Source organism: Vreelandella halophila (genome assembly GCF_019903425.1).
GTDB classification, from domain to species: domain Bacteria; phylum Pseudomonadota; class Gammaproteobacteria; order Pseudomonadales; family Oleiphilaceae; genus Halospina; species Halospina halophila.
This window is the reverse complement of record NZ_JACHUZ010000013.1, coordinates 2,033,053-2,054,655: the sequence shown is the minus strand read 5'-3', so window position 1 is coordinate 2,054,655 and position 21,603 is coordinate 2,033,053. Positions and strand designations below refer to the sequence as shown.

The following is a 21,603-nucleotide window of genomic DNA, read 5'->3' as shown; positions in this document are numbered from 1 at the left end:
CGCCCTCCTGTACAAAGCATCACAGAGGCCACCATTCACTATTGAAGAAGCGGGTCAGCCAGCCCATGCGGTTGGCCTGGTCAAAATCCCCGGTCCCGCCATAGGATATCCTCGCGTCCGCGATCCGGCGGGAACTCACACGGTTATCCGAGCCAATGTCCTGCTGGCGGATCAGCCCGGAGACCCGCACGTATTCCTTGCCCTGGGTCAGGGTCAGCCATTTCTCGCCGCGCACCCGCAGAACCCCATTGGGCATCACTTCCACCACCGTCACGGTGATACTGCCACTGAGCTGGTTGCTCTGGTCCGCCTCAGCTTCACCGTCAAACTGCCGGTCCTGACTCACATCCGTCCCGATTCCCAGGCCCTCCTGACCCAGGACCGACGGCGCCTCAAGATCCGTCTCACTTTCCTTCGCAATACTGGTGTTGGAGGTTTTGGACGCCGCCGTGCTCTCCTGAAGCTGCACGGTCACCACATCTCCCACGTTCAGCGCCTTGCTGTCGCTGAACAGATTATGACGGCGGGAGTTCTGGTAGATGGAGCCGTTGACCGGCTGATCCGCCATCATCGCCTCAGGTTCCACCGGCGCGAACGCCGGATCACCGGGCTTGGCCCGCTCACGGGTCATGGCTTGGCAGCCTGCCAGCGTCACCACCAGCAGCAGGAGCAGGCTCTTGTGGATGGCATTGGATGCGACGCTCATAACAGCTCTCCTACCCGAGGCGGCGTTACAGGTTCTGGGTGATGAACTGGAGCATCTGGTCCGAAGACGAGACGACCTTGGAGTTCATCTCATACGCCCGCTGGGTGGTGATCATGTTCACCATCTCCTCGACCACCTCCACGTTGGAGCCTTCCAGCATGCCCTGCTCGATGGTGCCGGTCCCATCCAGACCGGCTTCACCGATCAGCGGGTCACCGCTGGCTGCGGTCTCCTGGTAGAGGTTACTGCCAATTGCCTGAAGCCCCTGGGGGTTCACGAAGGTCGCCAGCTCGATCTGGCCCAGCTGCTGGGGCTCCGGCTCGTTAGCGATCTTAGCGCTGACGGTGCCGTCACGCCCGATAGTGATGGAGGTGGCTTCTTCCGGCACATTGATGTTCGGTTCAATCGGGTTGCCGTTGGGCGTAACAATATCGCCCTCGGAGTTGAGCTGGAATTCGCCGTTGCGGGTGTAGGCGATCTCGCCATCCGGCTTGAGGACCTGGAAGAAGCCCTCCCCATCAATGGCCAGGTCCAGGGACTGGTCCGTGACCTTCATGTCTCCCTGGGTGTGCTCCTTGCTGGTTGCCGCAACGCGTACGCCCGTACCCAGCTGGAGCCCAGACGGCAGTTCCGTGTTCTGGGAAGACAGGCCGCCGGGCTGGCGCTCCGTCTGGTACATCAGATCCTGGAAATTGGCGCGGTCACGCTTGAACCCGGTGGTATTCACGTTAGCCAGGTTGTTGGAAATGGTGCTCAGCTGCTTATCCTGAGCGGCGAGGCCGGTCTTGCTGACCCAAAGGGCTGGATGCATTGTTCTGTCCTCCGATCACTTGGGTGCGGGCCCTTAGGGCGGCGGCATCGGTTTGCCGCTTTTCCGTCACCCATGACGTTTCCATCAGAGGTCTTGCAACAAGCGTGCCACGCTCTGGCTGTTTTCGTCGGCGGTCTGCATGGCTTTGACCTGCATCTCGTACTGGCGGGAAAGCTGCAGGTTCTGGATCATGGATTCCACGGCGGAGACGTTGGAGCCCTCCAGGAACCCGCTTACGACCTGGACATCAGCGTCCGGCTGCAGTGGGCCCTCCTGATCCGCGCCCTCCTTGAGGCGGAAGAGACCATCCTCACCTTTTTCAATCTCATCCTGGTCCGGATTCACCAGCTTGAGCCGATCCACCTCAACCAGCTGGTCACTGGGGGCACCGGCGGGTACCACTGAGAGGGTGCCGTCAGAGCCGATTTCAATCTTGTCAGCCGGCGGTACGGCAACCGGGCCCCCGTTACCCATAACCGGAAGCCCTTCGCCATTGCGCAGGATGCCGTTGGCATCCACCTGCAGGCTACCGGCACGGGTATAGGCCTCGTCACCGGGCTCCGGTTCTACCGCCAGCCAGCCATCGCCCTTGATGGCGATATCCAGTGAACGGCCAGTCTGCTTCATGGGGCCATGACTCAGATCCGCACCCGGGTTCTCCGTCATGGCGTAGGCCCTGGAGGGGTGGTGTTCGCCGTACACCGGCATGCTGCGGGCATTGGCGAAGTCCTGTTTGAACCCCGTGGTGTCCGCGTTCGCCAGGTTGTTGGCGTTGACCTGCTGCGCGTACATGTTCTGCTTTGCGCCGGTCATGGAGATGTAGAGCGAACGGTCCATGGAACCCTCCTCTATTCATTCAACCCTCAACTCGCGGTCTTACCGCAGGTTGATGATGGTCTGGGTGATCTGGTCCGAGGTCTCGATGGTCTTGGAGTTGGCCTGGAAGTTCCGCTGCGCGGTGATCAGACCCACCAGCTGTTCGGAGAGATCCACGTTGGATTCCTCCAGCGAGCTTGACTGGATGGCACCAAGGGGACCGGTATTGGGGCGGCTGATCACCGCATCACCGGAGTCGATGGTCTCAACCCAGGCAGTATCCCCAACCGGCGCCAGACCCTCATTGTTCCGGAAATTGGCCAGAGCGACCTGGCCCAGCGCCTCGGATTCGCCATTGCTGAAGCGCGCCTGGATCACACCCTCCTCGCTCACATCCAGACCGGTGAGACGGCCGGTTGCGAAGCCGTTCTGCTGGAGGTCATTGACGGCGAATTCTGAACCGACCTGGGTAGTGTTGGTGTAATCGAGGACAAAATTGGAGCTGTTAGTGTCCGGCCCCAACGGTGGCTCTTCAAGATCGGTATTGGGACCAGCCGCACCGTTTCGATCACCGTCTTGATCCTTAGGTTCCCAGTTATTTATCAGAACATCATCGGACGCTGTTGTGTCCAAGCTCCCATTATCCTTGAAGACCAGATCAAAGCCTTCTTCGCCGGTGGGATTGTCAGCTGTGTTACCAACCAGTTCGCCATCAATCTCCACGTAGCTTTTCCAGTTGTTACCTTCGGAGTTTTGTTTCACGAAGTACTGGGTCAGTTCGTGAGGGTTGCCCAGACTGTCGTAAATAGTTGTGGAGGTTGAATGGTTGTAAGTATTAGGATCGTTCGAATTAAAGCTATTCCGTACTGTCGGATCGGTACCATCGAGCTCGTCTCCACTCAATATCCGCGTATCGCCAGCAGCTATTTCATACCCCGGATCCACCTGAAAGTTGAGTACGCCACGGGCAGTAGCTTGCGTATCCCCTGAGGATGTATCAAGGGTCACGGGACTTCCGTTACTCCCGCTACGGGTTACTTCGAGTCCAACCTGAAAATTAGGACCCTCAGCACTAACGTTGATATTATTGCCTTCACTTTCCGTCAGGCGAACTTCTCCAGACGTATCAGTATCCACGGTAATACCATCTGGTGTACCTTCATTCAGAATTTTGTCGCGAAGGTCATCAAGATTGCTCACTCCGTCCATTGAATAAGTCTGTGTGCCAATCGTGATCGCATCATTGTTAGGATCAATATTCTGAAGACTGGTGATACTGACTTCATTTGTAGCATCTACCCTCAACCCATCTTCCTGACCCAAACGTTGCGCGATGGTGCCAGCGGAAGCTCCAGCACTGATTTCCTCGCCAAGAGTGTAAGTAGAGTCGTCCGGCCTGGTTATCTCCCAGTAATCCTCTCCCTGGGCCGCAAAACCATCACCCCCCAAAACTACCTGGCTGACATTATCCCCTTCAGCCTCAAAATCCCGGAACTCTTCACGTAGAACCGACTCTCGCGAATCGAGGTTCAGATTCGCCGCGACATTGGTAGTGGATTTGGGCGCGAGGTTTTCAGTGTTCACTTCCAGGTCCCCCCGGACATCACCAACCTGCCCGTCCTCATTGGCCTGGAACCCTTGAACCCGGGCCCCCTGGTTATTGGTAACAAACCCCTCCTCATCCACACCGAACTGACCAGCCCGCGAGAACTGGCGTTCGCCATTGGCGCCTTCCAGAACGAAGAACCCTTCCCCATCGATGGCCATGTCAAGGCCATTGCTGGTGCCGGTGATGTTGCCCTGCTGGAACAGCTGTCTGGTGTTCTGCACGCTGACGCCGTCGCCCGCTGACGTGTCGCCCAGGTTCTGCAGGCCGGAGCTGTAGAGATCGCCGAATTCCGCCCGCGAGCGCTTGAAGCCCGTGGTGCTGGCGTTGGCTATGTTGTTGCCTTTCACGTCCAGATCCGTCTGGGCCGCATTGAGTCCGCTGAGTGCGATATTGAACGCCATGTGACACCTCGCCCACTACTTGTTATCAGTTGATCTGTTTGACCTGGTCAAGCGGCACCGAGCCGCGCCCTGCCAGATTCAGCGTCACGCCCCCATTCTCAAGGTTGACGCTGTCCACGTTCGCGTTGAGCCGGGTGGCCAGCTCCTGGGTTTCGCCGTCGTACTGGGCTTCCGCCTGGATCCGGTAATCGCCGGGCTCCATCAGGTCGCCGTTGCCGTTCTCACCGTCCCAGCTGAAATCCACCGTGCCGCTGCCCTGCTGGCCCATGTCCATCTGGCGCACCAGCTCCCCGGAAGGGTTGTACACATTGACCCGCAGGTTCGAGGTGGCATTGGGCACGTCCACCGCCCCTTTCACCTCGCCCTCAGGGCCAAGATTGGCGATATTGCCCTCCACCTGCACCTGCTGCCCCACCATGGCGGAGGCCTGCAACGCCTGGGTGGAGCGGAACTGGCCCATGGCGTCCTCCACCGAGTTGTTCAGGCTCTGCATCTCCTCCAGGGAGGAGAACTGGGCCAGCTGGGCCACAAAATCCTCGTTCTTCTGCGGGTCCAGTGGGTTCTGGTTCTGCATCTGGGCCATCATGAGATCCATGAACTCATTGCGGCCCATGTCAGCAGCCTTCTTGCCGCCCTCGCCCTTGTCACCCTGATTCTGGTTCCGGTACTCCTTGAGGATGTCCGAAGCCGAATTCGTTGAGCTGTTAACGCCGTCCATCGTCGCTACCCCCGTTCCCGCTTACTGGCCCTGACCCAGCGTCATGACGCGCTGCATCATGCTCTTGGCCGTGTTCATCACCTCAACATTGGTCTGGAAGGAGCGCGACGCGGACATCATGTCCGCCATCTCCTCTACCACGTTGACGTTCGGGTAATACACATAGCCGTTATCATCCGCCTTGGGATGATCCGGCTGATAACGCTGCTCCAGTTCCACATCGCTTTCCACGATGGCATCCACCTTCACACCGGCTGATTCCAGCTCGTTGCGCGAGAAGCCTGCATCCTGAACGCCACCTCCCTGGCCCATCATGTCCGCCTGAATGGCAGAGAAAATGGGCTTGCGTGCCCGATAGACCTCGTCCGTACTGGAGCTGGCGGTCTCGGCATTCGCCAGGTTGCTGGAGGTGGTGTTCAGCCGGATGGACTGGGCCGACATGGCTGAACCCGCGATATCAAAAACCTGATTGAGTGACATGGTTTACTGCCCCGAGATTGCGTTTTTGAGTCCCTTAACACTGCTGTTCAGGAACTGGAAACTGGCCTGGAACTCCATGGAGTTGCGCATGTACTTGGACATCTCCGTCTGCGTGTCCACAGTATTGCCATCAATGGACGGCTGGATCGGGTTGCGGTACATCAGATCCGGATTGCCGCCACCGGTACCCTCGCCCGTCATATGGCCCGAATCCGAGGCAGTCATCGCCATACCTTCCTGCTGGCCCTGAGCCTGCTGAAGGGCGGCCTGGAAATCGATGTCACGCGCCTTGTAACCGGGCGTATCGGCATTGGCGAGGTTGTTGGCGAGCACTTCGGAACGCTGGGAGCGTAGCCGCAGTGCGTCATCGTGAATGCCGAGTGCGTTGTCAAAGCTGATCGTGGTCATGACTGGCCCCTTTTTGCCGGGTAATCGGGCTTTGCCGGTATTAAGCAATAGCGGTGCCAAGGTGCTACACTCCTTTGTATTCAGGCATTAACGCCGCCATGGCAAAAATACGGGTGCAAGAGCGGCAAACCTGTGCCAGTGCCGGAAACCGTTGTCTTCGGGGTCAATTGTGAGCCCGGAAGTTTGCTGGTAACGTTCCCACAACATGGATGCGATCGTTGGACAATGATGAACGTACCCCTCATGCCTTCGAGCCTCACGGCCATGGACCCCAAGCAGAAACCGAGCGCCATTCCGCCCATGCCGGATTACCATGCGCGGGTGCTCGGCTATATGGCCGGGGCTGCGATTCTCGCTACAGGGGTGTTTCTCAACCACTTCCATGACTACCTGATCTGGTTCGTGCCGCTGGCGCTGATCTGGCCGCACGTTCTCTACTTCATCTCCCGGGCGATCTTCCCCAGACGCACACCACAGATCCGCGAGCGCATTCTGCTGCTCGACGGCTTCCTGATTGGCTCGCTGACGGTTTTTATTGAGTTCAGTGTCATTCCCTCGCTGATGCTGCTGCTGATGATCAGCTTCAGCGGCATCATTGTCGGAGGGCTGAGGGCGTGGGCGCTGAACATGGCCGCACTGGCGATAGGGGTGCTCACGTCACTGCCGGTTGCCGGTGTCAGCTTCGAGCCCTGGGCGCCGCCCACCCTCACCGTGATGAGCGGCGTGGTGACCACCCTCTATGTGTGCGTCATGGCCTTCTATACCTATCTCCAGGCGCGCGCACTGGTGGCGGCCAAGTCCCAGATCCAGTACCAGCGGGAACAGTCCATCGCCCTCTCCCACAAGCTGGCCAAGTACCTCTCGCCACAGGTGTGGCAGTCCATCTTCACCGGTGAACGGGACGTACGGCTGGAGACCCAGCGCAAGAAGCTGGCGGTCTTCTTCTCCGATATCCAGGGCTTCACGGAGCTTTCCGAGGAGATGGAGCCAGAGGGACTGACGGAACTGCTCAACACCTACTTCACCGAGATGTCCCAGATCGCGCTGAAATACGGCGGCACCATCGACAAGTTCGTGGGCGACAGCATTATGATCTTCTTCGGCGATCCCACCAGCCAGGGCGCCAGGAAGGACACACAGGCCTGCGTATCCATGGCCATCGAGATGCGCAAGCACATGACGGTGCTGCGCCAGAAGTGGAAAAGCCAGGGCATCCGCACGCCCCTGGAGATCCGCATGGGCATCAGCACCGGATTCTGTACCGTGGGCAACTTCGGCGCGGACAACCGCATGGACTACACCATCATCGGCAAGGAAGTGAACCTGGCCAGCCGCCTGGAGGAACTGGCGGATCCGGGCGAGATCCTGGTCTCCTACGAGACCTTCTCACTCATCAAGGACCACATCCTGTGCCGGGATAAGGGCGAGATCACGGTAAAGGGCTTCGCCCGGCCGGTGCCCATCTACCAGGTGATCGACTTGCGCCAGGACGTGGGAGACCAGCGCAGCTTCCTGGAGCATGAGGGCGACGGGTTCGCGATGTACCTGGATTCCGAGAAGGTCGACGAGCGTGAGCGCGAGCACATCATCCAGGCGCTGGACCGGGCGGCCAAGCGCCTGCGGGACGAGTAGCGGCTACTGGCGCAGCAGCCTTGGCGCGGGGGCATCCCCCTGATGGGTCGAGCGCCAGGGGTTGATATCGATCCCGCCACGGCGGGTATAGAAAGCCCCCACACTCAGCCGCTCCGGGGTCAGCGTACTCCTGAGGTCCGTGAAGATCCGCTCCACACAGGCCTCGTGGAAGTCCCGTGCCTCACGGTAGCTCAGGACATAGCCCAGCAGCGCCTCCGGCCGTATGCGGGCACCGGTATAGTGGACCACCAGCGTGGCCCAGTCCGGCTGGCCCGTCACCGGGCAGAGGCTGCGCAGAAGGTGGGAACACAGTGTCTCCGTAACCACATCCCCCTCAAGCGAACGCAGTGATCCCAGAGGACCATCATCGGGCATGATCACGCCTTCCGAGTCATCAATCAGATGCGCGCCTTCCGGCCGAGCCACCAAACCGGCATCTGCGTCCACATCTCCGAGAACCACGGAAACCGCCGCGCCAACCGCTTCAGACAAATCCCGCTCCATGGTGGCGCGCACCGATTCCACGGCCTCGAACACTGTGCTGTTGAAGGAATTGAGATAGAGCTTGAGCGACTTGGATTCGATCAGGTTGGGCGAATCCGCGGGCACCCGGAACTCGGCGGTCGCCACCCGGGGCACACCGTCCGGGCGCAGCCAGCTCAGCTCCCAGGCCTGCCAGCGGTCCTCGCCGTGCCAGGGCCAGCCGTCGGCCAGGCCCAGTGACTGGCGTGCCTGCGCCCGGGCCACGGGATACAGAACCCCCGGATCGTAGTGCTCTGGGTAAGCGCTGGTCCGGCCCAGCGGTGCATCATCCAGTTGCATGTTTTCTCCTCAGCTTCGAATGCCCTTGCCCCGGTTAAGCAGTCGCAGGCTCACCGTGAACAGCACCACCGCGAACACCACCAGCATGGTGATCGCCCAGACCGGCCCCACATCGGAAGCGCCCAGGACGCCATAACGGAAGGCATTCACCATATAGAGAATCGGGTTGGCCATGGAGAGCGTCTGCCAGAGCGGATCCAAAAGGTTGATGGAATAGAATACGCCCCCGAGGTAGGTCAGTGGCGTCAGTACAAAGGTCGGTACGATGGAGATGTCATCGAACTTGGTGGCGAACATGGCGTTGATGAATCCGCCCAGAGAGAACACCAAGGACGTGAGCAGCGCCGTGGACACCACCAGCACCGGACTATGGAACTCCAGCGTAGTGAACGCCAGTGACACCAGCATGACAACAAAGCCAACGATCAGCCCCCGCGCCATGCCACCGGCCAGGTAACCGGTCAGGATCACCCAGTTGGGCGTGGGTGAGACCAACAGCTCCTCGATGCTGCGCTGGAATTTCATGCTGAAGAACGAGGACACCACGTTCGCGTAGGAACTGGTGATCACCGACATCATGATCAGTCCCGGCACAATGAACTCCATGTAGTCGTAACCCTCCATGGGGCCGATGCGACTGCCGATCAGGTTGCCGAAGATCACGAAGTACAGCGTCATGGTCACCGCCGGTGGCAGCAGCGTCTGCGGCCAGATGCGCGTAAAGCGCCTGATCTCGCGCACGACAATGGTCATGAAAGCGATCCAGATCTGGTACGGCGTCATGCGCTCTCCTCCTCTTCGGATTCCGGCAGCGAACGCCCCACCAGGCTCATGAACAGCTCCTCCAGCCGGTTGGAGCGGTTGCGCATGCTGGTCACCTCCCAGCCCTGCTCGCCGAGCTGGCGGAAGACATCGTTCAGCCCATCCTCTTTTTCAACCTCAACGACCAGTGCGCCCTCGTCATTGCGAAAGCAGTGATAGCCCTCAAGCTGCGGCACCGTGCCGGGGTCGTTACGGATGTCGAAGATGAAATGCTCCATGCTCAACTGCTGCAGCAACTCCTGCTTGGAGCAATTCTGGAGGATGCGACCGCCGTCAATGATGGCAATGTTGCGGCACAAGGCCTCCGCTTCCTCCAGGTAGTGGGTGGTCAGGATGATGGTCACCCCCTCGCGGTTAATGCGCTCCAGAAAGCCCCACATGGAGCGCCGCAGCTCAATGTCCACACCCGCCGTGGGCTCGTCCAGGATCAGGACCCGGGGCTCATGCACCAGCGCCCTCGCAATGAGCAGCCGGCGCTTCATGCCCCCCGACAGCATTCTCGCCGGTGAATTGCGCTTGTCCCAGAGCCCCAGTTCGCGCAGGTAACGCTCGGCATTGAGTGCCGCCCGCGCCGGCGCCATGCCGTAATAACCGGCCTGGGTGCGCACGATGTCACCCACCTTCTCGAACTGGTTGAAATTGAACTCCTGGGGCACGAAGCCGAGCCAGGTCTTGAGACGGGCGGGATCGGTATCCAGATCCGCGTCGAACACCCGCACCTGCCCGGCCGTCTTGCGCACCAGTGAGGCAAGCACCCCAAGAGTGGTGGATTTGCCGGCCCCGTTCGGCCCCAGAAGGGCAAAAAAATCACCGGCCTCAACCTGCAGATCAATTCCCTTCAGAGCCTCAAGGCCACCGGGAAAGGTCTTGCGCAGTCCGCGAATATCCAGTGCGTAATCCATAGAGATCTCTTATCGAATCAACGTGGCTGATTATGGGGATCATGCGCCCCGATGCAAGGGCGTTGCCCAATCTGCGACCTGTGTCAGATCAGAAGCGACTGCGGCTTCCTACAATGCCGGGACGCAACAGTTCAGGGCCTATGGACGAGCAATGACCCCCGAGACCCCGCGACACGCAGTACGGATGTTAACCGCTATGCTCACACCGTGCCTGCTGGCACTTGCCGGCTGCAGCGGCAGTGACGGCAACGGGGACGGTGATCTGCGCACGGGCACCCTGTTCACCCAGGGCGTTGAGAACATCCATTATGGAACGCGCAGCCAGTCCGGGACCACCGATGGGGACGGCGAATTCCGTTACCATCCCGGCGAAACGCTGACCTTCCGGGTGGGCAACCTCGTCTTGGCCGAAAACGTACCCGCCGCGCCCTTCCTCACGCCCATCGATTTCACGGCGGAAGCCCGAAGGCAGCTGCACAGTGGCAGCACCGATGACGAAAACCTCGAAACCCACCGCAGCGTCGAGGTAGATCTGGCAGAGAACAACGCGATCGCCATCAACATCACGCGCCTGCTCTCCGCGCTGGCTGAAAAGGACAATCCCGGATCCTCCGAGGAAACCCTCGAAATCAAGCAACGCACCATCGACCAGCTCAACAGCTATCTGGCGGATGACAGCAACCCCCGCATTGATTTCAGTGTCCCCATAGAGGCGTTCTCAAAGCCGGAGAACATCTCGGAGGACAACCGGGAGGACGACACAGGTGACCTGATCGACCCGTCACCTGCAAACCGCCTCCTGGACAGCATCTGCTTTGCACCCGAGGGGGATGATCTCTGTAAGGACCCGCCCACCGAATCCGAGATCGACAGTGCAACCGGCGATCGCGAGGAAGAACTTTCGGATGAGCGATCCAGTATCCTCAATGCCCGCCGCACCCTCGAGGGGGCATCCGCCGGCAATGCCATTGAGTTTCTCGAACAGGATACCCTGGATTTCAGGAACGACCTGGCGACTGCCTTCTACCTGGAGCCCGGCACCCTGACCATTGGTCCTTCAGACGGCAGTATCAGAAAGGTAGCGATCAAGCGCACCGGCTCCTCCGGCTACTCACTGAAACGGCTGGAAGCGAAAGCAAAAGGCACGGGCTGGGCGATCCACAGCATTGATCGCCAGGAAGGCAAGGTGGAGTTCTACCGGAATACCAGCAGGGTCGCGGAAAGCGGAACCATAGTCGTCAACTTCAAGGTGGACTACCCGGGGTTCGACAACTACCGCTGGTTCCGCAAGAACCTGCTGGTGGAAGTCAACTGAACAGGGCCTTGAGACTCCAGCGGGAACGCTGGCGTGCCGCTGCCCCGGTTACCTCGTACTGCGAGGGATCAATCCCGCCGTAACCAAAGGGCTTGCAGTCCACGATGCGCGCGTTGGCGTCCGCCGCCTCCTCATTCTGTTTGGCCAGATCCACAATGTGCCCCTGTGCCAGGGGTTTCTTGTCGGTATCGGTCAGCACCATCACGCTGGGCCACAGGCGGCGCTTCGGCGTGTGTGACACCACCACCCCGATCTCCCGCGTAGCCAACTCCACGATGGTGCCCGTGGGGTAGACACCAATCGCCTGGATGAACTGCTCAACCAGGTCCTCCTGGAACTGGCTGTTACGGCACTCAAAAAGCCGGGAAACCGCCTGAGCCGGCGTAAGCTGGCTGCGCCTGTCCCTGGGCTCGATCAGTGATTCATAGTAATCCACCAGCCCCACGAGCTTGGCCAACAGGGGAATGTGCTCACCGTTCACCCGCTGCGGGAAACCGGTGCCGTTATGGCGCTCCCTGTGGTAACGGATCACGTTCACAACCACGCGCGGCAGATCGGATTCCGCCGCGATGCGAGCCCCCGTCTCAGGGTAGCGGCAGTAAGTCTGCCATTGCTCACCCGTCAGCTCATTTTCGGGCACCTGCATGCTCTCGGGCAGACGCGCCTTGCCGATGTGGGAAAGCAGCGCGCCCAGGGAAAGCTTGTGCAGCACGTCCGGGTCCAGCCCCAACTGGCGCCCCAGAAGAAGCGCCCAGATGCTGATGTTCAGGGAATGGCGATAGGTGTAGTCATCACGGCTCTGGACGCGGCTGAGCCACAGCAGCGCATCAGGATTGCGGGCCACGCTCTCGGCCATGGTCCGGGCCACGGCGGAGACTTCATCCACATCAATCCGGCTCCGGCCCTCGGCCAGCGCCTCACCGACCCGGTCAAGCGCCTTCTCAACGTTGTCCAGCACCGGCTGAACGTCCCGCACTTCCTTGCGCAGCGGGCGTGTAGTCTCGTAATGATGAGGGTTGCGGACCTTGACGGCAGGCAGTTTGATCACCTTGCCGTTATTCCCGTCACGACGGGCGGCAGCACCAGTGGACTCGGCGGCGGCACTCTCGCGCTTTTCCGCCACATCCACCTGCACATGGCGGCAGTGCCGGGTCAGCTCATCCACTTCCTTCTGGTTGCGGATGTAGAACCCCTGGATGGGGAAAGGCGTCTCATGCCACGGTCGATCAAGATCCGCAACGAACATACCGATTTCAAGTTCCTGTACGGAGATCTTCCGCCGCTGTACGCCCATGACTTCTCCTCGTCCTCGGCACTGGGATATGACTTCTTCCTTTTTACATTGTTTCAAATTTAAAAGAAGAAGCAACGCGCCGACTGTGACGAAACGTTCCGCAAATGAACAAAAATGTTACAGACCTTTTCCCAGAGGGGGTTCAGTCTTCATCACAGACCCGGTCACCAAGCTGCGGCGGACGCTGGATCAGACTGCCGGTAGGCACAGTACGCACCCGGAACGTATAGGGCACGGAGGAAGCCCGCGGGTAGTCCACATTGACCACCTCGTCTCCCATATCCACGCCGGTCTGGCGCGGCTGGCAACTGACTGTGAGCTCAAGGCGGCTCCCCAGCTCCTGAACCCGCGTACTGCCGTCACTGTCGGTCACCTTCATGCATACCCGCCCTTCCTCTACCGGCTGGCCGCTGGTCGCGGCATCCAGCCGCGGGTCACCACACGCGGCAATCGCATCGTCAGAGCAAGCGCCATCCATTCCGGGGTCGCGCAGTTTCCACGCACGCTGGCTGCACTGGGTTTCCACGGTAACCGGGGTAGCACTGTCCTGGCGCCAGTGCCAGGCGGGGTAGCGCGCTGTCTTCCATTTCAGCAGCACACGTCGTTCCTGGCCGGCGGAATTATCGGCGGTCATCGCGGAATAATGGGTGCGGTGGGTTGCGCAGCCCGTAAGCCCCACGGCCAGCACCAGCACCACGCCCATGACGGCTCTCAATGGCCTTCTCCCTGCTCGCTCTGTTTATCCATGAAGGCAAGACCGTAACCATCCTCGGTCTCGCGCACGACCCGCATCCGGCGCACGGGCGCGGGGACAGGCAACCCCTGGACCTGGACTTCAACCTCGCTGCCGATTCCCGGGAACGGCTCATTATCCACAAGAACAAAGATGCCGCCATCGGACAGATCACGCATTGTGAAAACGCGCTCCCCAATCTCACTGTGGCGCACCATGATGCGCACGCTCATACTGGTCCGGATGTAACGCCGCTGCTCGGGCATGCTCCCTGTCCATCCTCAAAACTACCCAAAGCAAGCATAGCAGCTTCATCCGGTCCTGCAGTTCACGCGCCAGTAGTTGCGAATCGTTTAAATTATAATGTTTATCCGGTCGCCCCCTCGTTCCAAGGAGAAACGGATACAAAGCAAACTGATTGGCCTAATCGTGCTTGTGTTGATCGCCGCCGGTGGCTATCTCGGCATCTCGGCCATCAACCAACCCAGCTGGCCGTACTTCTGCAGGAAGAAGGTGAGCAGACACCCGCCGACGTATTCTGGGGCCAGGACACCGGTGCCATGGGCTCACTGGCCAAAGCAGAGCGCCTTGCAGCGCTGCCTGAATCCCTGTATTCGGATCTTCCGCAGCCGCACCGGCGAATGGGTTGCCGTGGCCGGCCGTGCCCGCACCTGTGTGTACTCGCCGGAGCGGGTGAGCGACGACGAAAAGCCCGACAACGGCCAGGTTCTTCTGAGTGAACGCGACATCACCAGGCTTCCCGCCCAGAAGCGGCGCATCGGCATGGTCTTCCAGGACTACGCGCTCTTCCCTCACATGACCCTCGCCGAGAACGTTGCCTTCGCCATGACCATGGCGGACCGCATCGGCGTTATGCGCCAGGGAGGCATCCGTACTGCCCCGGTGAAGAAAGCCCCCAGACGCGGCATTGATACGTCGCCGGGGTTGTACTCCAGCGCCTGAAAGACTATACAGTCAGTCACTCACCCATCTGCCGGAGACCAGGCCGCATGCTCGTATGCACCAACTGCCGACAGGGGCTTATGGACCCCATCCGGAACGAGGATGAGCCCGAATACACCGACCGCTATCAATGCGGCCACTGCGGGCACAAGGCGACCATCCCCTCAGTACTGATCATCATCAGCCAGTTCATTTCGGCTGTGCTGGGGGGCGGGATCACGTTCTACCTGCTCCAGCACCATGGTGTCAGGGCATTTGCGCTTCTGGTTTCGGAAGGGAACAATACCCTGCTGCTGCAGGAAGGGGGGTTGGCCCTGGCCGCGCTGATTCTGGTGATCGCCTTTATCTACCTGCTCTACCTTGCCTTCCGCGGCATCAGCAAGCGCATGCGCTACCGCCTGCCGCCGCAGAACGCCCAGTAGGTCTTCACAGGCCCACGCCCTCGCCGCTCAACAACCACCGCTTACGCCGCTCACCACCGCCGTAGTGCCCGGTTCCGCCGGAAGCCGGCAGCACACGATGGCACGGGACCAGAACGGGCACCGGATTGGCGCCCACCGCGGCCCCCACCGCCCGGGCTGCCCCGGGCTGGCCAATGTGGCGGGCCACTTCCCCATAGGTCAGGCACTGGCCCGGGTCGAGCCGCAACAGATAGCGCCAGACCCGCTGCTGGAAGGCAGCCCCCACCATCTCAAGCGTGGGCATGGATGCCTCGGCCTGATGGGGCCAGGCCCTCAGAATGGCAGCGAGGTCGGTGAGCCGGCCATCATCCTCCGCCATGGGTTCAGGTTCACGGCGCCAGACCTTCACTACCCGGTTGAAACGCTTTTCCAGATCGGAAGGGCTGTCCACAAATGCAAGCTGCGTCAGCGCATCCTCATGCCACAGGGACCAGACCCGCCCCCAGGGCGAATCAAGCTCACCGTACATCAGCGCCCCCACAGCCTCCGGGCGCTGCAGCCAGATGACGTTCATTGCTTCCCCTCCCCCATCACCAGGGCACTGGTACGGTCCACGTCCTCGGGTCCGAAGTTCACTTCGTCGCCATCCCGCGTATAGCTCAGGCGCCGCAGCAAAGCCCTGCCGGAAAAATGCTCAAGATGCGCCACCACCATGTCACTTCGGTCACGGCTGTCGAGCAGTTCGCCCTCACCCGTGGCGTAGACCACCAGCGCCACCACGTCATCGCCCCGGAGAATGGCCTCCAGGCTCTCGAAGATCAGTTCGATCCGTTCGGCGTCATCCGCCCCGGAGGCGGGATCAATATGCACACCCCGGACACCCCCACGACGGGACAGCACAAACGCCCGCGGCCGGAAATCTTCCCCTTCGGCGGCCAGCTCCGCCTTCACCACCGGAAGGGTCTCCCGCATCAGTCGGTTCCAGCTCGGCAGTGGCCGGTCGTCGGTTACCGGCTCGGGAGCGGCCTGCTGCTCCATTGCCACATCCGTGGTTGTGCAGCCGGCGGCCAGCAGCGCGACAGAGGCCAGAAAAAGCAATGGTAGGATTCTAATCCGCATGAGAGGGTCCATCTCGGAAAACCGCAGGATAACCCATTGCTCCGGAGTCTTCACCCAATACTATATCTAGTAGATTGCACGCTACGGTTTCGCCCCCGTACCGACCTCTTCAGCCGCAACCCCCGCCATGGGCGGATCCTGCCGAATCCACCCCAGCCGGGCGTCATGTTCACTTGACATCCGAAACCCCAAAACCACAATATACGGGCATCAACAACAAGAAAAAATCGATATATTGGGGGTTAATCAAAAATGGCATCGCATGTCAACAGGCCGGAGGCATTGCCTCGGTCTGCTCTCCTATTAAGCCCTGCAGCCGGGAACATGCCCCGCTTCACCCTCTCCGCGGGGTCCGGCTGAGCCACGGGCTGTTCAAAACGCAAACACAAGATATGGTGGTTGCATTACGCAACCGGTATCCAAGCAACAACCAGGGACAACGCCACTCATGAACGCCAAGACGCAGGATCTGACCAACAACATTCCATTCCAGGAAACTTCGGTCGACATCTGGGCCAGCAAGTACCAACTCAAGACCAAAGCCGGTGAGCCCGTCGACCGGGAGATCGAGGACACCTACAAGCGCGTCGCGGAGTCCCTGGCCTCCGTGGAGACCGCCAAGAAGCGCAAGGCCGTGCACGAGGACTTCGTCTGGGCCCTGCGTAACGGCGCCATTCCGGCCGGTCGCATCACCTCCAATGCGGGTGCCGAGGCGCACAAGCCGGCCACCTCCACCATCAACTGCACCGTCTCCGGCACCGTGTACGACTCCATGGACAACATCCTGGTGAAGAACCACGAGGCGGGCCTCACCCTCAAGGCCGGCTGTGGCATCGGCTACGAGTTCTCCACCCTGCGGCCCAAGGGCGCCTATGTGGCAGGCGCTGGTGCAACCACCTCCGGCCCGCTGTCCTTCATGGACATCTTCGACCGCATGTGCTTCACCGTCTCCTCCGCCGGCGGCCGCCGTGGCGCGCAGATGGCCACGTTCGACGTGCACCACCCGGACATCATCGACTTCATCGAAGCCAAGCGCGAAGATGCCCGCCTGCGCCAGTTCAACCTCTCGCTGCTGATCACCGAGGACTTCATCGAGGCGGTGAAGAACGACGCCAACTGGCAGCTCTCCTTCCCCGTCTCCCGCGAGGAAGCCGAGAAGGAAGGCCTGGATCTGAACGACCCGGAACAGTTCGTCTACCGTGACTTCCCGGTGAAGGATGGCTACGTCACCGACGGCAAGGGCCGCGTCGCCTGCCGGATCTACCGCACGCTGAAGGCGCGCGCGATCTGGGACAAGATCATGTCCTCCACCTACGACTACGCCGAGCCGGGCTTCATCCTGATCGACAAGGTCAACCGGATGAACAACAACTGGTTCTGCGAGAACATCCGCGCCACCAACCCCTGCGGTGAGCAGCCCCTGCCCCCCTACGGCAGCTGCCTGCTGGGCTCCATCAACCTGACCCGCTTCGTGGAGTTCCCCTTCACCGAGAAGGCGCGCTTCAACTACGACAAGTACCGCAAGGTCGTGGGCATCTTCACCCGCATGCTGGACAACGTGGTCGAGCTCAACGGCCTGCCGCTGGACAAGCAGCGCCACGAGATCGAATACAAGCGCCGCCACGGCATGGGCATCCTCGGCCTGGGCTCCACCCTCGCCATGCTGCGCATGCCCTACGGCTCCGCCGACTCCGTGGCCTTCACCGAGGAAGTGACCAAAGAGATGGCGCTGGAAGGCTGGCGTGAAGGCGTCAAGCTGGCCGACGAGAAAGGTCCGGCGCCGATCATGAACGATGAGTTCGAGCTCACCGAAGAAATGCTCGAATGGCGCCCGGAGATGCGCGAAGACGGCTACAAGGCCGGTGACAAGGTGCCCGGTCGCATCCTGCACGCCCGCTACAGCCGCTACATGCAGAAGATCGCCGAGGCGGAGCCGGAGGTCGTGCAGCAGATCGCCGAGAAAGGCGTGCGCTTCACGCACCACACCTCCATCGCGCCCACGGGCACCATCTCGCTGTCGCTGGCCAACAACGCCAGCAACGGCATCGAGCCCAGCTTCTCGCACCACTACTCGCGCAACGTGATCCGCGAGGGGCGCAAGTCCAAAGAGAAGGTCGACGTGTTCTCCTTCGAGCTGCTCGCCTACCGCGAACTGTTGAACGAAAAGGCCATGCCCGACTCCCAGAACCCGGAGGAGCAGCTGCCGAGCTACTTCACCGTTGCGGATGACGTGAGCCCGAAGCAGCACGTGGACATCCAGGGCGCGGCCCAGAAGTGGGTGGACTCCTCCATCTCCAAGACCGCCAACGTGCCCACGGACTTCGCGTACGACGACTTCAAGGACATTTACATGTACGCCTACGAGCAGGGGCTGAAGGGCTGCACCACCTTCCGCTTCAACCCCGAAGCCTTCCAGGGCGTGCTGGTGAAGCAGAAGGACCTTGAAGGCACCCAATACGAGTTCACGCTGGAAGATGGCAGTACCGTCCAGGTCAGTGGCGACGAGGAAATCGAATACGACGGCGAGATCCACAACGCCGCCAACCTCTTCGATGCCCTCAAGGAAGGCACCTACGGTAAGTACTGAACCGAATCCAGACTACGGAGACCCGAGAAAATGACCGTCCGAATCGAGAAGAAAATCGTCGACCAGCGCGTTCTCAAGGAAGAGAACGCCGCCAATGAGGAACAGGCGGCCGAGAACCAGCCGCTGGTGATGAACGAGCACATCGAGCGGCCCGAGTTCCTGTTGGGCACCACCTACAAGATCAAGCCGCCGATCGATGACCACGCGATGTACATCACCATCAACGACATCATCCTCAACGAGGGCACGGACCACGAAACCCGCCGCCCCTACGAGGTGTTCATCAACTCCAAGAACATGGAGCACTTCCAGTGGGTGATCGCCCTCACCCGCGTGCTCTCCGCCGTGTTCCGCAAGGGCGGCGACGTGACCTTCCTGGTGGAAGAGCTGCGCTCCGTGCACGACCCGAGCGGCGGCTACTTCAAGAAAGGCGGCGTCTTCATGCCCTCCCTAGTGGCCGAGATCGGCTACGTGATCGAGAAGCATATGAAGGCCATCGGCCTGATCGAGACCGAGGAGATGAGCGAGCTCACCCAGCGGATGATCGCCGAGAAGAAAGCCGCCTTTGAGACCAATGGCGAGCCAGTCTCCAACGCGGAAGGCAGCTACCCTTCCAATGCCACCGTCTGTGGCAAGTGCCACACCAAGGCCATGGTGATGATGGATGGGTGTGAGACCTGTCTTGCCTGTGGTGAGAGTAAGTGCGGCTGAGCCGGAAACCAAGCCCCCTGCGGTTCGCGCCCCAGGGGGCTTTTTGGTTGGGGTTGATTGGATGCGGGTAAACGGGAATTCAGGATATTACATCGCGGTCTACGCCTGCGTGGTAGGCCCCTGATTTTATGGATAGATTCCGGATAAACTCAGCAAAGCAAGCTGGCGCTATACCGAATTCAGGGATATCAATAACGCAGAATTCCTATCATTACCTGTTAGGGAACCTCTGAAAAAGCCCCCGGATTTGCGACAATAGCGCCAGAGCCACCAATCGGGAAGGTCTTCACGCCATGAGCCAGATCAGCTTTGCCGAAGCCGAATACCAGAACAAAAAGCGCAAGACCCGCCGCGAGAAGTTCCTGGAGCGCATGGATCAGCTGATCCCCTGGAAGAAGCTGGAGAACAAGGTTGCCCGCTACTATCCCAAGGGCGAGAACGGCCGCCGGCCGTATCCATTGCAGGTGATGCTTCGCATCCACTGCATGCAGCTGTTCTACAACCTTTCCGATCCAGCGATGGAAGACGAACTCTACGAGATCGAGTCCATGCGCCGCTTTGCCGGCCTGACCCTGGCCGATTCGATTCCGGACGAAACCACCATTCTCAACTTCCGCCATTTTCTGGAGCAGCACAACCTGGGCAAGGCGATGTTCAAGGAAGTGAACAAGCACCTGGAGCGCCAGGGCCTGATGCTGCGCGAAGGCAGCATCGTGGATGCCAGCATCATCTCCGCGCCCAGCTCGACCAAGAACAAAAGCGGCGAGAGGGATCCGGAAATGCACCAGACCCGCAAGGGCAACCAGTGGTATTTCGGAATGAAGATGCACACTGGTGTGGATGACGGTTTTGGGATGATCCATTCGCTGGAAGTGACTGCTGCCAATGAGCACGATCTCAATGCGGCTGGCGCGTTGCTCCACGGCGATGAAACACGGGTTTTTGGCGATTCCGGTTACCGGGGCATTGAGAAGCGCAAAGAGCACCGGCACCGGAACGTCGACTGGTTCATCGCCCGGCGCCCTGGTGTTACCCGACAGCTGGCGGAAGGCAGCAACCTTGCCAGGGCGGAAAAGATCAAGGCCAGTGTTCGGGCGAAGGTCGAGCATCCGTTTCGTACCATCAAGCGTCAGTTTGGTTACGCTAAGGTCCGCTACCGCGGCCTGGCGAAGAACGCCAATCGGCTTTACCTGTTGGCAGCGTTCAGCAACATGCTTGTCGGTGAACGATACCTCCCCGCGTAGGGGAAGTGTGTCCGGTGGCCGCCAAAAAGGCGTTAACCGGACAAAAGATGAACAAATAGACCGGGCATTTATCGCCGAAATCGGTTCATCTCCGGATCGAAATCGGGAATTGGCGTTCAAAACTGGTTATTCAGAGGTTCCTTAGCGCGATGTGCTTTGATCTTAGACAGAGACGACTATGAAGTTTGAAGAGTTAGAAAAACCACTAAACGTTACAGCCGTGATTACGAAGCTATGCCTGCAGGTAGGCATAGCCATTGGTGTACTAATTGTTGTTGTTTATTGTGGAGTTATCGGCTATTACCCTACCGGCGTGACTCTTGGTGACGGCTTTCTTTTTATAGCAGCATGTCTCGCATTCTCTTTCAGCTATTCCCTAGTAGTAATCGCATTGTTTTCAGCTGGAATTACGTTGACGCCAATTATTAGACTTCTCCAGTCTGTATGTCTCTATGTTTATAATCGAGCAAGAAGGTTCGCTGACAAAGAAATAGTTTCATATCGAATAAACTTCCCTGAACTTGGCGGCGACAAGTTTGGGATTGTTTTTTTTGGGCTTGTTATTCTATCTTTTATATTGTATATGTTTTTGAAAAATATAGAGGTCGCATATGGTCTTTTGTTTTCGTCAATAGTCATGGGTTTTATTTATGGCCTATGGAATACAGACCCCAAAGCAGGGAAGTTAGACGGTAAGACAGATAAAAAGGTGAAAGCTAGCTTGGTTTTGGTGGCCTTTTTAGTACCATTGATCGTAAGCAAGTCTCAAGGAAATATTTTGAACCAAGCGATGACGTTAATAGGGATTAGGACACAATCTGCAGAAGTATTTGTAAGTGAAAAATATACAAAATTTCTGAAGGCTAATGATGTAAAGTCCGCCAAAGCCCTTGATAAGGGAGCAATTTATAGCGCGACTGTTCTGTTTAACGGCATCGGAACGAATACGGTTATAGAAACTGGGGAAATGACGTTAATAATCCCGTCTAAGGAGATCATCATTGGTATGGAAAAGCGCTAACCAGTCATTCCAGTTCGTTCCGGCCCTGACGAGCCTCCACCGGACGGCCTTTTCTTCGCTTCGCTACGCAAAGGCCGCCGCGCTGAAT

At 59.4% G+C, this 21,603-nt stretch carries 23 protein-coding genes; 8 read left to right on the top strand and 15 right to left on the bottom strand.

The annotated features are described in order from the left end of the window. Nucleotides 1–19 precede the first annotated feature (19 nt). The 7 genes from flgH to flgB form a co-directional block, all read right to left on the bottom strand. Nucleotides 20–706 carry a flagellar basal body L-ring protein FlgH gene (flgH, locus tag H4I92_RS13965; RefSeq protein WP_077531160.1) on the bottom strand — a complete coding sequence of 229 codons (687 nt, stop codon included), beginning with the start codon at nucleotides 704–706 and terminating at the stop codon, nucleotides 20–22. Nucleotides 707–731: 25 nt separating this feature from the next. Next, the gene (gene flgG / locus H4I92_RS13960; RefSeq protein ID WP_077531159.1) at nucleotides 732–1,517 is read right to left on the bottom strand and encodes a flagellar basal-body rod protein FlgG; all 786 of its coding nucleotides are present in this window, start codon (nucleotides 1,515–1,517) and stop codon (nucleotides 732–734) included. Between the two features lie 84 nt (nucleotides 1,518–1,601). Continuing rightward, entirely contained in the window at nucleotides 1,602–2,354 is a 753-nt protein-coding gene (gene flgF, locus H4I92_RS13955; RefSeq protein WP_077531158.1) for a flagellar basal-body rod protein FlgF, read from the bottom strand. Between the two features lie 39 nt (nucleotides 2,355–2,393). Then, entirely contained in the window at nucleotides 2,394–4,343 is a 1,950-nt protein-coding gene (locus H4I92_RS17035) for a flagellar hook-basal body complex protein (RefSeq protein ID WP_077531157.1), read from the bottom strand. A 25-nt stretch (nucleotides 4,344–4,368) separates the two neighbouring features. Next, a complete protein-coding gene (locus tag H4I92_RS13945; RefSeq protein ID WP_077531156.1) occupies nucleotides 4,369–5,061 on the bottom strand; it encodes a flagellar hook assembly protein FlgD in 693 nt (230 codons plus the stop codon). A 21-nt stretch (nucleotides 5,062–5,082) separates the two neighbouring features. Continuing rightward, entirely contained in the window at nucleotides 5,083–5,541 is a 459-nt protein-coding gene (gene flgC / locus H4I92_RS13940; RefSeq protein ID WP_077531155.1) for a flagellar basal body rod protein FlgC, read from the bottom strand. A gap of 3 nt (nucleotides 5,542–5,544) precedes the next feature. Next, entirely contained in the window at nucleotides 5,545–5,949 is a 405-nt protein-coding gene (gene flgB, locus H4I92_RS13935) for a flagellar basal body rod protein FlgB (RefSeq protein ID WP_077531154.1), read from the bottom strand. A 225-nt stretch (nucleotides 5,950–6,174) separates the two neighbouring features. Between flgB and H4I92_RS13930 the strand changes: the two genes are divergently transcribed. After that, nucleotides 6,175–7,581, top strand: a complete 1,407-nt coding sequence (locus tag H4I92_RS13930; RefSeq protein WP_077531153.1) for an adenylate/guanylate cyclase domain-containing protein — start codon at nucleotides 6,175–6,177, stop codon at nucleotides 7,579–7,581. A gap of 3 nt (nucleotides 7,582–7,584) precedes the next feature. On the opposite strand, the gene queF is transcribed toward H4I92_RS13930, so the two are convergent. Genes queF through H4I92_RS13915 form a run of 3 tightly spaced genes read right to left on the bottom strand, consistent with a single transcriptional unit; the run spans nucleotide 7,585 to nucleotide 10,127 of the window. After that, the gene (gene queF / locus H4I92_RS13925; RefSeq protein WP_077531152.1) at nucleotides 7,585–8,403 is read right to left on the bottom strand and encodes an NADPH-dependent 7-cyano-7-deazaguanine reductase QueF; all 819 of its coding nucleotides are present in this window, start codon (nucleotides 8,401–8,403) and stop codon (nucleotides 7,585–7,587) included. Nucleotides 8,404–8,412: 9 nt separating this feature from the next. After that, nucleotides 8,413–9,186 carry an ABC transporter permease gene (locus H4I92_RS13920; RefSeq protein WP_077531151.1) on the bottom strand — a complete coding sequence of 258 codons (774 nt, stop codon included), beginning with the start codon at nucleotides 9,184–9,186 and terminating at the stop codon, nucleotides 8,413–8,415. Beyond that, complete coding sequence (locus H4I92_RS13915; RefSeq protein WP_077531150.1) at nucleotides 9,183–10,127, bottom strand: ABC transporter ATP-binding protein; 945 nt, start codon at nucleotides 10,125–10,127, stop codon at nucleotides 9,183–9,185. The genes H4I92_RS13920 and H4I92_RS13915 overlap by 4 nt, the downstream gene beginning before the upstream one ends. Before the next feature lie 196 nt (nucleotides 10,128–10,323). On the opposite strand from H4I92_RS13915, the gene H4I92_RS13910 reads away from it, so the two are divergent. Next, a complete protein-coding gene (locus tag H4I92_RS13910) occupies nucleotides 10,324–11,442 on the top strand; it encodes a hypothetical protein (protein ID WP_077531149.1) in 1,119 nt (372 codons plus the stop codon). Here the strand turns inward: H4I92_RS13910 and H4I92_RS13905 are convergent. From H4I92_RS13905 to H4I92_RS13895, 3 genes are all read right to left on the bottom strand, one after another. Next, a complete protein-coding gene (locus H4I92_RS13905; RefSeq protein ID WP_077531148.1) occupies nucleotides 11,435–12,736 on the bottom strand; it encodes an HD-GYP domain-containing protein in 1,302 nt (433 codons plus the stop codon). The genes H4I92_RS13910 and H4I92_RS13905 overlap by 8 nt on opposite strands. A 142-nt stretch (nucleotides 12,737–12,878) precedes the next feature. Continuing rightward, a complete protein-coding gene (locus H4I92_RS13900; RefSeq protein WP_143512712.1) occupies nucleotides 12,879–13,451 on the bottom strand; it encodes a hypothetical protein in 573 nt (190 codons plus the stop codon). Continuing rightward, entirely contained in the window at nucleotides 13,448–13,735 is a 288-nt protein-coding gene (locus H4I92_RS13895) for a PilZ domain-containing protein (RefSeq protein ID WP_077531146.1), read from the bottom strand. Before H4I92_RS13895 ends, H4I92_RS13900 begins: the two co-directional genes overlap by 4 nt. Before the next feature lie 322 nt (nucleotides 13,736–14,057). Between H4I92_RS13895 and H4I92_RS13890 the strand changes: the two genes are divergently transcribed. Beyond that, nucleotides 14,058–14,432, top strand: coding sequence for an ATP-binding cassette domain-containing protein (locus tag H4I92_RS13890; protein ID WP_080506804.1), 375 nt, complete (start codon nucleotides 14,058–14,060; stop codon nucleotides 14,430–14,432). A 47-nt stretch (nucleotides 14,433–14,479) separates the two neighbouring features. After that, nucleotides 14,480–14,854 carry a hypothetical protein gene (locus H4I92_RS13885; RefSeq protein WP_077531144.1) on the top strand — a complete coding sequence of 125 codons (375 nt, stop codon included), beginning with the start codon at nucleotides 14,480–14,482 and terminating at the stop codon, nucleotides 14,852–14,854. Between the two features lie 4 nt (nucleotides 14,855–14,858). On the opposite strand, the gene H4I92_RS13880 is transcribed toward H4I92_RS13885, so the two are convergent. Together H4I92_RS13880 and H4I92_RS13875 are read right to left on the bottom strand one after the other, a co-directional pair. Further along, a complete protein-coding gene (locus H4I92_RS13880; protein WP_077531143.1) occupies nucleotides 14,859–15,407 on the bottom strand; it encodes a methylated-DNA--[protein]-cysteine S-methyltransferase in 549 nt (182 codons plus the stop codon). Then, nucleotides 15,404–15,952 (bottom strand): hypothetical protein, encoded by a 549-nt coding sequence (locus H4I92_RS13875; protein WP_143512710.1) that lies wholly within the window; start codon nucleotides 15,950–15,952, stop codon nucleotides 15,404–15,406. Before H4I92_RS13875 ends, H4I92_RS13880 begins: the two co-directional genes overlap by 4 nt. A gap of 448 nt (nucleotides 15,953–16,400) precedes the next feature. Here H4I92_RS13875 and H4I92_RS13870 point away from each other — a divergent pair, with 448 nt between their 5' ends. The 4 genes from H4I92_RS13870 to H4I92_RS13855 all read left to right on the top strand — a co-directional run bounded on the left by H4I92_RS13870 (nucleotide 16,401) and on the right by H4I92_RS13855 (nucleotide 21,515). Beyond that, nucleotides 16,401–18,539: an adenosylcobalamin-dependent ribonucleoside-diphosphate reductase gene (locus H4I92_RS13870; RefSeq protein WP_077531141.1), complete on the top strand. Its 2,139-nt coding sequence runs from the start codon at nucleotides 16,401–16,403 to the stop codon at nucleotides 18,537–18,539. Nucleotides 18,540–18,569: 30 nt separating this feature from the next. After that, nucleotides 18,570–19,250 (top strand): TSCPD domain-containing protein, encoded by a 681-nt coding sequence (locus H4I92_RS13865; protein ID WP_077531140.1) that lies wholly within the window; start codon nucleotides 18,570–18,572, stop codon nucleotides 19,248–19,250. Nucleotides 19,251–19,543: 293 nt separating this feature from the next. Continuing rightward, entirely contained in the window at nucleotides 19,544–20,494 is a 951-nt protein-coding gene (locus tag H4I92_RS13860) for an IS5 family transposase (RefSeq protein ID WP_077528626.1), read from the top strand. Between the two features lie 178 nt (nucleotides 20,495–20,672). Then, nucleotides 20,673–21,515 carry a hypothetical protein gene (locus tag H4I92_RS13855; protein WP_077531139.1) on the top strand — a complete coding sequence of 281 codons (843 nt, stop codon included), beginning with the start codon at nucleotides 20,673–20,675 and terminating at the stop codon, nucleotides 21,513–21,515. Nucleotides 21,516–21,603 lie beyond the last annotated feature (88 nt).

Coding starts and splice junctions, on each gene's coding strand:
- flgH (WP_077531160.1), bottom strand. CDS start 706: ATGAGCGTCGCATCCAATGCCATCCACAAGAGCCTGCTCCTGCTGCTG.
- flgG (WP_077531159.1), bottom strand. CDS start 1,517: ATGCATCCAGCCCTTTGGGTCAGCAAGACCGGCCTCGCCGCTCAGGAT.
- flgF (WP_077531158.1), bottom strand. CDS start 2,354: ATGGACCGTTCGCTCTACATCTCCATGACCGGCGCAAAGCAGAACATG.
- H4I92_RS17035 (WP_077531157.1), bottom strand. CDS start 4,343: ATGGCGTTCAATATCGCACTCAGCGGACTCAATGCGGCCCAGACGGAT.
- H4I92_RS13945 (WP_077531156.1), bottom strand. CDS start 5,061: ATGGACGGCGTTAACAGCTCAACGAATTCGGCTTCGGACATCCTCAAG.
- flgC (WP_077531155.1), bottom strand. CDS start 5,541: ATGTCACTCAATCAGGTTTTTGATATCGCGGGTTCAGCCATGTCGGCC.
- flgB (WP_077531154.1), bottom strand. CDS start 5,949: ATGACCACGATCAGCTTTGACAACGCACTCGGCATTCACGATGACGCA.
- H4I92_RS13930 (WP_077531153.1), top strand. CDS start 6,175: ATGATGAACGTACCCCTCATGCCTTCGAGCCTCACGGCCATGGACCCC.
- queF (WP_077531152.1), bottom strand. CDS start 8,403: ATGCAACTGGATGATGCACCGCTGGGCCGGACCAGCGCTTACCCAGAG.
- H4I92_RS13920 (WP_077531151.1), bottom strand. CDS start 9,186: ATGACGCCGTACCAGATCTGGATCGCTTTCATGACCATTGTCGTGCGC.
- H4I92_RS13915 (WP_077531150.1), bottom strand. CDS start 10,127: ATGGATTACGCACTGGATATTCGCGGACTGCGCAAGACCTTTCCCGGT.
- H4I92_RS13910 (WP_077531149.1), top strand. CDS start 10,324: ATGCTCACACCGTGCCTGCTGGCACTTGCCGGCTGCAGCGGCAGTGAC.
- H4I92_RS13905 (WP_077531148.1), bottom strand. CDS start 12,736: ATGGGCGTACAGCGGCGGAAGATCTCCGTACAGGAACTTGAAATCGGT.
- H4I92_RS13895 (WP_077531146.1), bottom strand. CDS start 13,735: ATGCCCGAGCAGCGGCGTTACATCCGGACCAGTATGAGCGTGCGCATC.
- H4I92_RS13885 (WP_077531144.1), top strand. CDS start 14,480: ATGCTCGTATGCACCAACTGCCGACAGGGGCTTATGGACCCCATCCGG.
- H4I92_RS13880 (WP_077531143.1), bottom strand. CDS start 15,407: ATGAACGTCATCTGGCTGCAGCGCCCGGAGGCTGTGGGGGCGCTGATG.
- H4I92_RS13875 (WP_143512710.1), bottom strand. CDS start 15,952: ATGCGGATTAGAATCCTACCATTGCTTTTTCTGGCCTCTGTCGCGCTG.
- H4I92_RS13870 (WP_077531141.1), top strand. CDS start 16,401: ATGAACGCCAAGACGCAGGATCTGACCAACAACATTCCATTCCAGGAA.
- H4I92_RS13865 (WP_077531140.1), top strand. CDS start 18,570: ATGACCGTCCGAATCGAGAAGAAAATCGTCGACCAGCGCGTTCTCAAG.
- H4I92_RS13860 (WP_077528626.1), top strand. CDS start 19,544: ATGAGCCAGATCAGCTTTGCCGAAGCCGAATACCAGAACAAAAAGCGC.
- H4I92_RS13855 (WP_077531139.1), top strand. CDS start 20,673: ATGAAGTTTGAAGAGTTAGAAAAACCACTAAACGTTACAGCCGTGATT.